Source organism: Ruegeria sp. BG7 (genome assembly GCF_056535685.1).
In genome coordinates, this window is record NZ_JBQFIU010000001.1 from 2,278,454 (window position 1) to 2,291,741 (window position 13,288).

General features: G+C 57.0%; 12 protein-coding genes and 2 tRNA genes. 5 read left to right on the forward strand and 9 right to left on the reverse strand.

What is annotated here, in order from left to right:
- Positions 1-159 precede the first annotated feature (159 nt).
- Positions 160-858: a fumarylacetoacetate hydrolase family protein gene (locus ACR3EH_RS11285; protein ID WP_171184539.1), complete on the forward strand. Its 699-nt coding sequence runs from the start codon at positions 160-162 to the stop codon at positions 856-858.
- A gap of 3 nt (positions 859-861) precedes the next feature.
- Here the strand turns inward: ACR3EH_RS11285 and ACR3EH_RS11290 are convergent, their stop codons facing one another.
- Both ACR3EH_RS11290 and ACR3EH_RS11295 read right to left on the reverse strand, forming a co-directional pair.
- Positions 862-2,031 carry a winged helix-turn-helix domain-containing protein gene (locus tag ACR3EH_RS11290; RefSeq protein ID WP_253758700.1) on the reverse strand — a complete coding sequence of 390 codons (1,170 nt, stop codon included), beginning with the start codon at positions 2,029-2,031 and terminating at the stop codon, positions 862-864.
- 47 nt (positions 2,032-2,078) lie between these two features.
- Positions 2,079-3,104: a LacI family DNA-binding transcriptional regulator gene (locus ACR3EH_RS11295; protein WP_171092978.1), complete on the reverse strand. Its 1,026-nt coding sequence runs from the start codon at positions 3,102-3,104 to the stop codon at positions 2,079-2,081.
- A 115-nt stretch (positions 3,105-3,219) separates the two neighbouring features.
- Here ACR3EH_RS11295 and ACR3EH_RS11300 point away from each other — a divergent pair.
- Together ACR3EH_RS11300 and ACR3EH_RS11305 are read left to right on the forward strand one after the other, a co-directional pair.
- Positions 3,220-3,296: transfer RNA gene (locus ACR3EH_RS11300), tRNA-Arg, on the forward strand.
- A 132-nt stretch (positions 3,297-3,428) separates the two neighbouring features.
- Positions 3,429-4,316, forward strand: a complete 888-nt coding sequence (locus ACR3EH_RS11305) for an AraC family transcriptional regulator (RefSeq protein WP_171184535.1) — start codon at positions 3,429-3,431, stop codon at positions 4,314-4,316.
- A gap of 189 nt (positions 4,317-4,505) precedes the next feature.
- Here the strand turns inward: ACR3EH_RS11305 and arsJ are convergent, their stop codons facing one another.
- The 3 genes from arsJ to ACR3EH_RS11320 are packed head-to-tail and all read right to left on the reverse strand — an operon-like array spanning position 4,506 to position 7,596.
- Positions 4,506-5,771, reverse strand: coding sequence for an organoarsenical effux MFS transporter ArsJ (arsJ, locus tag ACR3EH_RS11310; RefSeq protein WP_171184533.1), 1,266 nt, complete (start codon positions 5,769-5,771; stop codon positions 4,506-4,508).
- Positions 5,768-6,766: an ArsJ-associated glyceraldehyde-3-phosphate dehydrogenase gene (locus ACR3EH_RS11315; protein ID WP_171648253.1), complete on the reverse strand. Its 999-nt coding sequence runs from the start codon at positions 6,764-6,766 to the stop codon at positions 5,768-5,770. The genes arsJ and ACR3EH_RS11315 overlap by 4 nt, the downstream gene beginning before the upstream one ends.
- A complete protein-coding gene (locus ACR3EH_RS11320) occupies positions 6,763-7,596 on the reverse strand; it encodes an arsenate reductase/protein-tyrosine-phosphatase family protein (protein WP_171675802.1) in 834 nt (277 codons plus the stop codon). The genes ACR3EH_RS11315 and ACR3EH_RS11320 overlap by 4 nt, the downstream gene beginning before the upstream one ends.
- Positions 7,597-7,822: 226 nt before the next feature.
- On the opposite strand from ACR3EH_RS11320, the gene ACR3EH_RS11325 reads away from it, so the two are divergent.
- Both ACR3EH_RS11325 and ACR3EH_RS11330 read left to right on the forward strand, forming a co-directional pair.
- Positions 7,823-7,898, forward strand: a tRNA-Thr gene (locus ACR3EH_RS11325).
- Positions 7,899-8,173: 275 nt separating this feature from the next.
- Positions 8,174-8,989, forward strand: coding sequence for a DUF2189 domain-containing protein (locus ACR3EH_RS11330; protein WP_171648257.1), 816 nt, complete (start codon positions 8,174-8,176; stop codon positions 8,987-8,989).
- A gap of 255 nt (positions 8,990-9,244) precedes the next feature.
- Here ACR3EH_RS11330 and dxs read toward each other — a convergent pair whose 3' ends face one another.
- Genes dxs through ACR3EH_RS11350 form a run of 4 tightly spaced genes read right to left on the reverse strand, consistent with a single transcriptional unit; the run spans position 9,245 to position 13,222 of the window.
- Positions 9,245-11,173, reverse strand: a complete 1,929-nt coding sequence (gene dxs / locus ACR3EH_RS11335) for a 1-deoxy-D-xylulose-5-phosphate synthase (protein ID WP_171184523.1) — start codon at positions 11,171-11,173, stop codon at positions 9,245-9,247.
- Between the two features lie 16 nt (positions 11,174-11,189).
- Positions 11,190-12,056: a polyprenyl synthetase family protein gene (locus tag ACR3EH_RS11340; protein WP_171184522.1), complete on the reverse strand. Its 867-nt coding sequence runs from the start codon at positions 12,054-12,056 to the stop codon at positions 11,190-11,192.
- Positions 12,057-12,299, reverse strand: coding sequence for an exodeoxyribonuclease VII small subunit (locus ACR3EH_RS11345; RefSeq protein ID WP_171092993.1), 243 nt, complete (start codon positions 12,297-12,299; stop codon positions 12,057-12,059).
- A complete protein-coding gene (locus ACR3EH_RS11350) occupies positions 12,296-13,222 on the reverse strand; it encodes a histone deacetylase family protein (protein WP_171184520.1) in 927 nt (308 codons plus the stop codon). The genes ACR3EH_RS11345 and ACR3EH_RS11350 overlap by 4 nt, the downstream gene beginning before the upstream one ends.
- Positions 13,223-13,288 lie beyond the last annotated feature (66 nt).

Here is a 13,288-nt window from a genome sequence, read left to right on the forward strand (position 1 = left end):
AGCAAACTGGCTTGGAAACGGGCTTTGTGTTGGCCACCTGAATTGAGCGACTTCGCGCTGAAACATCGCAATAGTCTTGGCGAGTTCCGGCGTGTTTTTCTGTATTGCTGACCGGCCCGACGCTCGTAAGATGAAGCAGCGCAATTGTCAGAGAGCACCATGTCAAACAGCCTTTTTTCTCTTCCTGACCCGGTCACTATCCCTGTTATTGGCAAAACGGCCGCGTATCCCGTTGGTCGCATATTCTGCGTTGGTCGAAATTATGCTGCCCACGCGGCTGAAATGGGAAACGAGGTCGATCGCGAAGCGCCGTTTTACTTCACCAAGTCAGCCGCAAACGCGGTTTTGTCCGGGGCAAAGGTTCCGTACCCTGCGGGCACTGAGAATTATCACCATGAAATGGAACTGGCGTTGGCCATCGGGAAGCCAGTGTTCCGCGCGAGCAGTACACAGGCTTGGGACGCTGTATACGCTTATGGCTGCGCCCTCGACATGACCCGGCGTGACCTGCAGATACGAGAGCGGAACAAGCAGCGCCCCTGGGATCTGGGTAAAGATGTCGAATACGGCGCTGTATTTGCCCCTCTGACATTAGCCGAAGATTGGTCTCCGGACGCGGACAAGCACATCCGGCTTCGTGTGAATGCTGAGATAAGTCAGGATGCGACGCTTGAGGAACTGATTTGGAAGATTGATGAAATCATCTGCCATCTGTCTGGCTTTTATCACCTGCACCCCGGCGATCTGATCTTGACGGGCACACCGGCGGGTGTTGGACCGGTCGTGGCAGGGGATGTTCTGAACGGTGAGATTGACGGGCTCGCGCCGATCGAATTGACCCTGACGGATGCAGAATAGACCCTATTTAGGGTCTTTTAGCCAGTTGTTGGCAAACTCGACATGCGTAACACCAGCCAACCGGCGTACCCGGTCCAGTTCGGCGTTCAGGCGTCGGGTACGGGCGTCGGACCAGCGTATTCCGCGCTCGGGCCAAAGGGCTTTGACGTGCAACATGTCGCAATCGCGATGCGCTTTCATGTCAATACGGCCAATCAAACGATCACCTTCAAGCAGGGGAAACACGTAGTAACCATAGCTGCGCTTGGGTTCTGGTACGAAGACTTCGATGCGATAGTGAAACCCGAACAGCCGCTCGGCCCGGTTCCGGTCGCGCAACATGGGATCAAACGGGCTAAGCACGCGAATGCGCCCCGGCGGCGGGGGCAGGTCCAAACTCTGGTCCGCCAGGTCTGGGCGGGCAAAGACCTTGCGGTGCCGCCCATCCGCGCAGGTGATTTCGATCTCTTCTATATCGCCTTTGGTCAGTGCCTTTGCGCACCAGTTTTTGGCTTCTGCTGCGCTGACCGTGTCCCAGAACGCTGCCAATTCGCCCGATGTTGCAAATCCAAGCCGGTCAAGTGCTGCGTTGCAAAGCCAATCCACAGTCGCTTCTGCATCGCAATGCATGTTTCCCGGACAAAGTTGGGTTTCAATAACCCGCTCTGTTAGGTCATAGCGTTTCTGAAACCCGTCGCGGCCAACAACTGTAAGCGCGCCAGACCGCCACAAAAACTCCAAGGCGGTTTTTGACGGGTGCCAATCCCACCAACCGCCCGAGCCTTTCTTTTCGTCCTTGCCCACGTCCGAAGAGGATACCGGCCCATTGTCTCGGATGTGCTGCAACACCGTTTCAAACTGTTGTTCGAACCCATCCCGTCGCCAGTTCTTCCACCGTGCCTTCAGCAAATCTGCGTCGCGCTGAAAACGTAGATGCCAATGCGGGTAGAACTCCATCGGGATCACGGCCGCATCATGCGTCCAATGTTCGAACAGCTCTTTTTCCCTTTCATAGAGCCTTTTGAGGTTCGCACTGCGATAGCTGGGTCTGCGAGAGAACAGGATCAAATCGTGGGCGCGAGCAACCGTATTGATACTGTCAAGCTGCACAAAACCAAGCCTCTGGATCAGATCCAGAAGCGCATCGCCTTTGGCCTCACCCGATGGCTGTTCTGCCAGCGCGTGGCGGTCCATGAAAACGGCCCGAGCCGTTCGGTTATCGAGCCGTTTGAGGGGTGCCGTCATCGCCGTTTGAGGGTGTCGCCAAAGCTGATCTTGGGTGTCAGTGTCGCGCGTGTTTCAATCTCAGAATCGGGGTCTTTCAGGCGTTCGGCGATGATTTGGGCGGCGTGGCGGCCAATCTCAAGCCGGCAGGCATCCATCGTCGCAAGCTTGCGCGGAAGACCTTGCAACAACTCGACATTGTTAAACCCGGCCAACCCGATCTGTCCCGGGATGTCGATGCCTTGCTCAAGCAAGTACAACAAGCCACCCGCACCGATCATATCGTTGGAATAATACAGAAAATCCAGATCGGGAGAACGTTCCAACATCGCCTGCGTCATCTCGCGCCCCTTCGCAAGGGCCGACCCGCCGGAATAAAACTCGCGGTCTTCGATTTCGATCCCGTGCTTGCCCAATACCTCAGTGAAGCCTTCGAATCGCTTCCGGGCGCGGTGATCCAGAGGCATCTTGGTGCCCATGAAGCCGATATGCTGATACCCGGCCTTGAGGATCGCCTGCGCCATCTCGCGCCCGGCGCGACGGTGCGAGATGCCGACCATCGCATCCACTGGCTTGCCGTCGGTATCCATGATCTCGACCACAGGAATGCCCGCTGAATCCAGCATGGCGCGTGCGGCTTCAGTATGTTCCAGCCCTGCAATGATCACGCCTGAAGGCCGCCACGAAAGCATCTCGTACAGCACTTTTTCTTCTTTTTCGGGCAGGTAGTCGGTCACACCCACAACAGGCTGCAGTTCGGTGTCTTCCAGCACCTGATTAATGCCTGTCAGAACCTCAGGAAACACCATGTTCGACAGCGAAGGGATAATGACCGCGACCAGATTGACCCGGCTGGACGCCAGAGCGCCCGCGATCTTGTTGGGGACATAGCCAAGCTCTTTTGCGGCGGCCAGAACGCGGGTGCGGGTGGCGTCTGACACGTCCCCCCGGTTCCGCAGCACCCGGCTTACCGTCATTTCGGATACTCCAGAAGCCTCGGACACATCGCGAAGGGTAAGCGGGCGTTTGGATTCACTGTTCACGGGAGGCACCTGTGTTGTTGTTTTGCCCGATGGTAGCGTGAACAGGTCTGCGTGTACAACAATTGTGCAAAGCCGATGACAACCCGGAAAATCCCGGTTACAGAAGGCCACACACGGCCCCGTGGCTCAACTGGATAGAGCAGCCCCCTCCTAAGGGGCAGGTTGCAGGTTCGAATCCTGCCGGGGTCGCCATTTATTTCAAGTCTTTCGGATATTGGCGGGTGATGGAACACGATGCCCCCGGGCTTTGCGGGTGCATCAAATGCGTTGTCTGCACGGCGGATAGCTGCGTAAATTGCGCAAGCTTGTTTTGGGAACACAAAAGTGCCGCTGAGATACGCAGATATTTACCCGTCTGAACCGCTGCTCAACAGTGACGCTATGGATCGTCCTTCAGCAGCGGCGCTGATGTCTGTGCGATACTTTCAGGCAGAGCCGGACCAGATGCCCGAAGAAGTGTTTGCGGAACACCATGTTTTGTTGAACTTGCAGGACAGCCCCCACCGCGTGCAGAACTGGCGTGATGGCACGCTGCGGGATTTCACCTTTTGCAAAGATGAGGTCATTGTTACGCCCGCAGGCGTGCGGTCAGGCTGGCGGTGGTTTGGGCCGTCGGATGTCATAGTTGTCACACTGGACCCGGCCAAGGTAGACCGTTTTGCGCAATCTGAGCTTGGGATGCTTCTTGATCCGCAGCAGTTTCGGGATCTTCCGCAATTTTCCGACCCTGACCTTTGCGTTGCAGGTGTTCTGTTGCGGGATGCGCTGGAGACGGATGACATGTCCTCGGCGGTTATGTTCGAGGCCATGAGCCGGGTGTTTCTGGTAAAACTTTTGCAGAAATACGGAAAACGCCGCGCTGAAGATATTGAACTGTCGTCGCGGTTCACGTCCCAGCACTATCAACGCGTTTTGGCTTATGTGCAAAAGCGCCTGGATCGCACGATCACCGTTGACCAACTGGCGTCCGAGGCTGGAATGAGCACGTCGCATTTTGCCCGGGTCTTCAAGGAAACGCTTGGGTCAACGCCTATGCAATATGTCATGTCGTTCCGGATCGAGCAGGCCATGAAGATGATCGAGGATCCCGGCCGTCCCTTCGGGGACATTGCGCTGGCTTGTGGGTTTTCGGATCAGGCGCATTTCACCCGCAGCTTCAAGCAAGTCACTGGACAAACCCCGCGTGCTTTTCGGGCTGCGCTGAACGGTTAAAGCGGGATCTTTGAAAGGCAGACGGACCGGTGCAAGTGATGTGGCCTCTGTCTTCGGACCTTTCATGTCATCGGGCTTGCGCCGAACCAGATAGGTTTCGGAAGATTCCGCCCTGAACACCAACGCTGCGCTGATGGCTTCGAATGCCGCGCCGGTCCAAATAATTTCAGGTCCGTGGCAGCAGAAGGCTCAGGACAGAGCCTCTGACGCCTGATCCGTGAGCTTGCCCGAGGTCAGCGCGGCCAGGGCAACCATCACGGCAGCTGTGCCCAGCACCAAGGCCAACCCCCCGATCTGGTAGGTCAGACCGGACAAAACGGTGCCGACCAGACGGCCTGTGGCATTGGCCATATAGTAAAACCCCACATCCATCGTCACACGCTCGGATCTGGTGAAAGCCAGGATCAGATAGGAATGCAGTGACGAGTTGACGGCGAAGATCGCGCCAAAAACCAGAAGGCCGATCACAAGCGTCACGGTTAACCAGACTTCAGGCCCATCTGACAGCAAAACTGCCAAGGTTAGAGCCGCTGGAACAAAAAAGAGCGCAATGGCCCAACTGCGTGCGGCACCTATCAGATCACCTTCGCTACGGTCTGCGGCGCGCAATATCCTTGGCGCGTTGGCCTGCACGGTGCCATACAGGATGATCCACAGGGCCATGAAAGTGCCGATCATGAAAAACGCGGCCCGATTGCCGTCTTCTGTGCCGTCAGACAGGACAGCGTAGAAATAGATCGGAATTCCAACCACAAACCAAACGTCCCGCGCGCCAAACAGGAAGACGCGGGCGGCGGACAGCCAGTTGACGTTGGCGGATTTCGAAAACACTTCTGAAAATTTTGCGCCCTTGCGCCCTTTGGGCAAACCCGGTGGCATGAAAAGGAAGACCGCCAATAGGATCAGCGCCAGAATCGCCGCCATCACAATGATTGCGGTCATGAAGCCAAGCGTTGCCAACATCGCAGCGCCCAGCAGAAAACCCAGGCCCTTTACCGCGTTCTTTGACCCGGTAAGAACGGCCACCCAACGAAACAAGCCTCCACCCTCAGCCGGTGCCAGTAGTTTCACTGCGGATTTCGAGGACATTTTGGCAAGATCCTTGGCCACCCCGCTTGCCCCTTGCACCACCATCACGAAGGAGACCGAGGCGGCGACGGTCCAGTTCGGATCAAGCTGCGTCATGGCGAGCAGCGCCAACACTTGCAGGCCCAGCCCGGCGTAAAGGGTTGAGGTCAATCCGAACCGAGCGGCAATCCAGCCGGCGGACAGGTTGGTCACAATCCCGGCAATCTCATAAAGAACAAACAGATAAGCCAACTGAACCGGCGAGAAGCCCAAGGTATGAAAGTGCAACAACACCAACATCCTGAGTGCCCCGTCGGTCAGCATAAAGGCCCAATAGGCCGCCGTGACCGCGATATAGGCCGACATGCCTTCGGGCCGTTGGGTCACAGCGTTGCCCCAACCATAAAGGCCACATCCACCAGACGATGCGCATAGCCCATTTCGTTGTCATACCAGGCGTAGATTTTCACCTGCGTCCCGTTCACCACCATTGTCGAGGGCGCATCCACAATCGATGATCGTTCATCATTGGTGTAGTCGGTCGAAACCAACGGGCGCGTCTCGTAACCCAGAATACCCTTCAACTCACCTTCGGCGGCTGCTTTGAAGAAGGCGTTGACTTCTTCGGCTGTCGTTTCCCGCTCGACTTCGAACACGCAATCGGTCAGCGATGCGTTCAGCAAAGGCACCCGCACCGCATGGCCGTTCAGACGCCCTTTGAGTTCGGGATAGATCAGCGTGATCGCCGTCGCCGAGCCAGTGGTGGTTGGGATCAGTGAATTCAGGGCAGACCGTGCGCGGCGCAGGTCTTTGGCAGGCCGGTCTACGATGGTTTGCGTATTGGTTACATCGTGGATCGTCGTCATCGACCCATGGCGGATACCAAGGTTTTCGTGAATGACTTTGACAACCGGTGCCAGGCAGTTGGTTGTGCAGGATGCGGCGGTCACGATCTTGTGGGCGGCAGGATCATAGGTGTCGTCGTTCACACCCACGACAATATTCGCCGTCGGGCCGTCCTTGACCGGGGCGGAAACCACCACTTTCTTCACGCCAGCGTCGAAGTAAGGGGATAGCTTCGCCTCGGTTTTGAACACGCCTGTGCAATCGATCACCACATCGACGCCATCCAAAGGCAGAGCAGTCAGGTCTGTGGTGCCGATGTATGGCAGATGCGTTCCGTTCACAGTGATGCTATTGGCATCGTGGCTGAATTCCGCATCCCAACGCCCATGCACGGTGTCGAATTCCAACAGATGCGCATGCATTTCGGGATCACCAACAGCATCGTTGATCCACGCGATTTTTGCGCCCCGTTCCAGCAAAGGCTTCAGCGCAAGCTTTCCCATCCGGCCAAGGCCGTTTAGTGCGTAGGTTGTCATTTTACGTCCTCAAAGGATGTTCGCCCGATGTCGTCGACAGCGGATTGCAATGCGATCCGATCGAGGCTTTCGACCGGCAGCGATGTAAAGGCTTGAATCCGACGCTTCAGCGCGCCGTAAGCGTTTTGAAAAGCCAGGCTTTTTTCGGCGTCAGTGCCGCCCGCCTTGACCGGATCGACCATGCCCCAGTGACCGCTGATCGGTTGACCTTCCCAAGCGGGGCATTCCTCATTTGCGGCCTGGTTGCAGACCGTGAAAACAAAATCCAGATCAGGCGCGTCCGGCCCTGAAAACTCGGATACATTTTTTGACCGCAGAACCGACGTATCGTGACCCTTGTCTTGCAGGACCTGAACCGCAAACGGGTTCAACTGGGAAAAAGGCTGTGTTCCGGCGGAAAAGACATTGAACCGGTCACCACCAATTTCCCGCAACAGAGATTCGGCAAAGATTGAGCGGGCGGAATTGCCCACGCAAATGAACAGCACGTTGAACTTCCGGTCAGTCATCGTCTCACTTCCCTTGGTTGAAAGCATACAAAGATCAGGTCGGCCACGGCAGCAGTTCACAATCAGAAAATCAAACATTTTCTGCACGTTAGCCATATCTATCGAATAGCGCAGGGATGTTCCGAGGCGCACTTGCGTCACAAGGCCCGACCGTTGCAGCGCGTTCAGATAATTTGACATGGTGCTGGGCTTGATCCCCAGTTCAGACGCCAGTTCCCCAGCAGGCACGCTGTCAGGAAACCGTCGCACTAACATGCGAAACACGGTGATACGCTGCGGGTGGCCAAGAATAGCCAGTTGATCGGTAATCTGTTCTATCATATTTCATGAAATATTGAAATAAAAGCAGTGAGTCAATTTGAACCGACTGACGTTACAAAAAATTCACAGAACGCAGTTTCCACCATATGGGTGGCCTCTTCTTGCCTCCCATCAGCACTTTGGTGCGGTACGTTAAAAGCGGATGTATCTGGACTTGCAGGCATCAGAGTGAGGGTTTAAATGACCCATCGCACCTGGACAGAACCAGTTCCGGCTGCAAAAGATTGCCTCAATAGCTCAGCTGGTAGAGCAGGTCCTTCGTAAGGACAAGGTCGGGGGTTCGAGTCCCTCTTGAGGCACCACTCTTCTCGTGTTTCTCAAAAGAGCCCGTATTGAATTCGTGTTCGTTTTCACGTTTGAGGAGCCTCGGTTGCAAAGGCGTCGACCTAAGGTTCTTTGTGAAAAGGTTCATTTCCCTATGCCCGCAGGCGGCCTGCACGCGGGTGTCGACCGTATCCCGACCTTGCCCCAATACCTTGCGTAAGGCATGCTTGTCTTAGGAGGATTGGTATCTGTTCACCGCTGGGTTTGTCGGTCAACGGATCAGCGCGGCGCTCTGCTTTGGGAGGAATGTGTCATGACATCCAAGACCGCAGGTTCCACACCACCAGACAACCTGACACCGCAGCAATCCATGCCCACGGTCAACAAAGTGACAGCGGATGACATCACCGCAGCGCTTAAGGCTGGGTTTTCCGATTTTCTGGCACGCCCTGTCATGAGCGGCTTTTTCGGCCTGTTCTATACAGTTTTCGGGCTTCTGTTGGTTTGGGCCCTGGTTTGGCTGGGCAAGATCTGGATGATCATTCCTGCAATTGTAGGATTTCCGCTGGTCGCGCCGTTCGCCGCTGCCGGGCTTTATGAAATGTCGCGCCGCTTGCAAAATGGGGAAAGTTTCGGGTGGTCCGAAATCCTTACGGTCATGGCCGATCAACGCAAGCGCGAAATGGGCTGGATGGCCTTTGTGACCTTGTTCATTTTTTGGGTGTGGGTTTATCAGGTGCGGCTTTGGTTGGCGATCATCCTTCAGAATGCATCCTTTTCCGATTTCGACGGGTTTTTGAATACTGTGTTATTCACGCCGCAAGGTTGGACCTTCTTGGCCATTGGCACCTGCGTCGGCGCGTTTCTGTCAGCAGCCCTGTTCACGGTGACCGTTGTCGCCATGCCGATGTTGCTGGACCGGGAAACCAATTTCGTTTCTGCGATGCTCACCTCTGTCCGCGTTGTCAGGGAAAGCCCTGTGGTCATGCTCACGTGGGCAGCAATCATCTCGTTTACCATGCTGATATCGCTGGTTCCCGCATTTTTGGGCCTGATCTTTACTCTGCCGATCCTTGGCCACACCACGTGGCACCTGTACCAGCGGGCCGTGCCGCCCGACGAGGTGTGATCTAACGGTAAGGCGTCTCCGATAGTTGAACGGGGGCAGACATATTTTTTTGCTGACAACGAAGAGGTTTAAGCTGCTTTTTCAGCGCCTATGTTCAACGGAGCGGCTAAGGTTTGTTTATTTGCAGTGAAACAATTTCGACCGACGAACTGGGAGCGCCGATACTCCTTCCACTAAGAACACTTCAATCGGCACAAACCTCATAGCACGCATCCCACTTGCGTCGGAGGAAGTCACCAGACCAATGCGCGCAGCTCAAGCGCGCTTTTCCCCGATTGATGCAACGCCCAAAACGTCCAGAACCTTGGCTTCGATCTGTTCGGCGTTCATGCCGGCCACGGCATACATGTCCGCTGGGCTGGCCTGATCGATGAACGTATCGGGCAAGACCATCGAGCGGTATTTCAGCCCTTGATCAAGAACGCCTTCCTCCGCCAAAAGCTGTGCGACATGGCTGCCAAAGCCGCCAATCGCGCCTTCTTCGATGGTGATCAGAGCCTCGTGGTTGGCGGCCAGATCCAGGATCAGGTCGCGGTCCAGAGGTTTGGCAAAGCGGGCGTCGGCGATGGTTGGGGTGATGCCCTTGCCCGCAAGGGATTCGGCGGCTTTCTGCACCTCAGACAATCGGGTACCGAACGAAAGCAGTGCCACGCGCGCGCCTTTCTGGATCACGCGGCCTTTGCCGATCTCAAGCACTTCACCGCGCTCTGGAAGGTCGACGCCAACGCCTTCACCACGCGGGTAGCGGAACGCAATCGGCCCATCGTTGTGCGCAACAGCGGTGGCCACCATATGCATCAGCTCGGCTTCGTCGGCAGCTGCCATGACGACCATACCCGGTAGGTTGGACAAATACGCAATATCGAACGATCCGGCATGGGTGGCTCCGTCGGCACCCACCAGACCTGCGCGGTCAATGGCGAAGCGGACGGGCAGACGCTGAATCGCAACATCGTGCACCACCTGATCATAACCGCGCTGAAGAAAGGTCGAATACATGGCGCAGAATGGTTTCATCCCTCCGGCGGCCAGTGCAGCCGAGAATGTCACGCCATGCTGCTCGGCAATCGCAACATCGAAACAGCGCGACGGGTAGCGTTCGGCAAACAGGTTCAGACCGGTACCGTCTGGCATGGCGGCGGTCACGGCAACGATCTTGTCGTCTCGCGCAGCTTCATCCACCAAGGTTTTGCCAAAGACGGACGTGTAAGAGGGCGCGTTGGAGGGTGCCTTTTTCTGCTCACCCGTCACCACATCAAATTTGGCCGTTGCGTGACCCCTGTCACGGGCTTGCTCGGCCGGGGCGTATCCTTTGCCTTTCTTGGTCAGAACATGGATCAGGATCGGACCGGTCGCCCGCGCCTTGACGGTCCGCAGCACAGGCAGCAACTGATCCAGATCATGCCCGTCGATGGGGCCTAGGTAAGAAAAACCAAGCTCTTCGAACAGCGTGCCGCCGACGGCCATGCCTTTCAGCATTTCCTTGGCACGTTTGGCGCCTTCGCGGAAGGGCTCGGGCAGCAGCGAAACCGCGCCTTTTGCGGCGGCTTTCAGGTCATGGAACGGCTCTTCTGCATAGATACGGGACAGATAATTGGACAAGGCGCCCACAGGTGGCGCAATGCTCATCTCGTTGTCGTTCAGAATGACGATCAGTCGCTTGCCCAGATGGCCTGCGTTGTTCATCGCTTCAAATGCCATGCCTGCAGACATCGAGCCATCGCCGATCACAGCAATCGCATCGCCCAGCCCTTCGGGTGTGACACCTCCCAGATCGCGCGCCACAGCAAAACCAAGTGCTGCACTGATCGAAGTGCTGGAATGTGCTGCGCCGAACGGGTCATAAGGGCTTTCGCTGCGCTTGGTGAACCCGCTCAACCCATCCTTCATCCGCAATGTGCGAATACGATCGCGCCGCTCGGTCAGGATTTTGTGGGGATAGCACTGATGGCCCACGTCCCAAATGATCTTGTCGCGCGGCGTATCGAACACTGCGTGCAGCGCTGTTGTCAGTTCGACCACGCCAAGACCAGCCCCAAGGTGCCCGCCCGTCACGGACACGGCCGAGATTGTCTCGGCCCGCAATTCCTGCGCCAGCTGATGCAACTGCGCGTCCGAAAACTGCTTGAGATCCGCAGGGCGGTTCACAAGGTCCAGCAAGGGCGTATTGGGTCGGTCAGACATATGGCGCGTTCCTGGCTTAGCTGTCCCGGGCAATAACGAAGCGGGCGGCGTCCTTCAAGGTTTCTGCTGACGCACCGTACCCATCCAACGCAGCACAGGCCGTTTCAACCAGCTCTGTCGCGCGGGATTTGGCCGCCTCAAGACCCAAAAGCGAAACAAAGGTCGCTTTGCCTGCATCGGCGTCCTTTTGCAGCCGTTTTCCGGCCTTTTCGGCATCACCTTCAACATCCAAAATGTCGTCAGCAATCTGAAAGGCAAGTCCAAGAGCTTGGGCATAATCACGCAGAGGGGTCGGATCGGCTTGTGCCAACCGCGCTCCTGCGCAGACGGACCATTCGATCAACGCACCTGTCTTGCCTGCCTGCAGATGGGTGATTTGTTCCAGTGTCAAAGGTGTAGCCGCTGTTTCGGCTGCGATATCCAGCGCCTGACCCAGAACCATGCCTTGCGCCCCGCTGGCTTGGGCCAGAGTCAGAGCCAATTCTGCACGAATTTGCGCATCGCCGACTTCGGGTCGAGTGCACAGCTCAAACGCCAGGGTCTGCAACGCATCGCCGGCCAACACCCCGGTTCCTTCGTTCCATTTCACGTGAACAGTGGGCCGCCCCCGCCGCAGATCATCATCATCCATGCAGGGCAGGTCATCATGGACCAAAGAATAAGCGTGTAGCGCTTCGATCCCCGTTGCGGGCCAGATCGAACTGCCCACATCCACATCATGCAAGCGCGCGCTTTCCTGCACCAAAAAACCGCGCAACCGTTTTCCGCCTTGCGTTGCATAGGCCATGGCCCGCGTGACGTCGATATCGTCCAGCGCGCCCAGAATCAGGTCAAAGTGAGCCTGAATGCGCGCTGCATCCTGCGCCAGTCTTTCGCGAAACATTTACTGACCGTCGACAGGCGTGGTCCCGGTGGGCTGCCCCGTGGCATCCAGAGTGATGGCGGCCACTTTCTCTTCAGCCCGCTTCAACTCGTCCTCGCACCGTTTCTTCAGGGCCGCACCGCGTTCATACAGCGCGATCGACTGATCCAACGCCACATCGCCGCGTTCAAGCTGGCCCACAACGGCCTCAAGCTCTTTCATGGCCTGCTCGAATGTCATCTGCTCAACTGGGGTATCGGTCATCGTGCTGCCTTCATCAATTCTTCCACATGGGCGCGTGTGGCCGCGGCCAATGCGTTCAGATCATACCCGCCTTCCAGAGTCGAGACGATACGACCGTCACAAACCTCGTCAGCGATCTTGCACAGCTCGGCTGTGATCCACGCGAAGTCGCCGGTGGACCAGTTCAGATTGGCCAGCGGGTCGTCCTGATGGGCGTCAAACCCTGCGGAAATGATAATCAGATCGGGGTTGAACGCCCGCAAGCGCGGAAACGCCTGGGACTCGTACGCGGCGCGCATCTCGGCCCCGCCGCTGCCCGGAGCCAGCGGGATATTCAGAACCGTATCGTGAACCCCCGTCTCATCCGGGCGTCCCGATCCGGGCCAGAGGGGCATCTGCTGGCTGGTAACAACCAGCGCGCGCGCTTCATCCCACAGCAGGTCCTGTGTTCCATTGCCGTGATGAACATCGAAATCGACAACGGCGACACGGTTCAGCCTGTGGTGGTCCAGCGCATGTTTCGCGGCCAATGCCGCATTGCCGAACAAGCAAAACCCCATTGCAGTATCTGTTTCCGCATGGTGCCCCGGTGGGCGAATGGCGCAGAACGCGTTCGACACATCTCCGCTCAGCACCAGATCAACGGCCCGGACAACAGCGCCCGCAGCACGATAGGCGGCGTCTACCGAGCCCGGTGACATGAACGTATCCCCGTCAATCTGCGCAAACCCCTCAGACGGGCGCGTGGATCGAATATCGCGAATGTAACCTTCCGGATGCACCCGCAGCAGATCGTCATCTGCCGCCAACGGAGCGGTCACCCATTTCAGGTCCAACCCTTCCAAGGCGTGCAGGATATGTTCCAGCCGCGCCACTCGTTCGGGGTGACCGTCAGGTGTCACATGGCCCAGACAATCGGCATGGGTCAAAAGGGCAGTTGTCATCGGGGTCCCCTGTTCATCTGGCTAAAAATACCTTCGCCGAAGGCACAAAACCGCCGCGCAGCGGCA

What these genes read in the sequence shown, in the direction of transcription:
- dxs (WP_171184523.1), bottom strand. Translation starts at nt 11,173, where the DNA reads ATGTCTGACCGACCCAATACGCCCTTGCTGGACCTTGTGAACCGCCCT.
- ACR3EH_RS11285 (WP_171184539.1), top strand. Translation starts at nt 160, where the DNA reads ATGTCAAACAGCCTTTTTTCTCTTCCTGACCCGGTCACTATCCCTGTT.
- ACR3EH_RS11320 (WP_171675802.1), bottom strand. Translation starts at nt 7,596, where the DNA reads ATGATAGAACAGATTACCGATCAACTGGCTATTCTTGGCCACCCGCAG.
- ACR3EH_RS11315 (WP_171648253.1), bottom strand. Translation starts at nt 6,766, where the DNA reads ATGACAACCTACGCACTAAACGGCCTTGGCCGGATGGGAAAGCTTGCG.
- ACR3EH_RS11350 (WP_171184520.1), bottom strand. Translation starts at nt 13,222, where the DNA reads ATGACAACTGCCCTTTTGACCCATGCCGATTGTCTGGGCCATGTGACA.
- ACR3EH_RS11340 (WP_171184522.1), bottom strand. Translation starts at nt 12,056, where the DNA reads ATGTTTCGCGAAAGACTGGCGCAGGATGCAGCGCGCATTCAGGCTCAC.
- ACR3EH_RS11290 (WP_253758700.1), bottom strand. Translation starts at nt 2,031, where the DNA reads ATGGACCGCCACGCGCTGGCAGAACAGCCATCGGGTGAGGCCAAAGGC.
- ACR3EH_RS11345 (WP_171092993.1), bottom strand. Translation starts at nt 12,299, where the DNA reads ATGACCGATACCCCAGTTGAGCAGATGACATTCGAGCAGGCCATGAAA.
- ACR3EH_RS11330 (WP_171648257.1), top strand. Translation starts at nt 8,174, where the DNA reads ATGACATCCAAGACCGCAGGTTCCACACCACCAGACAACCTGACACCG.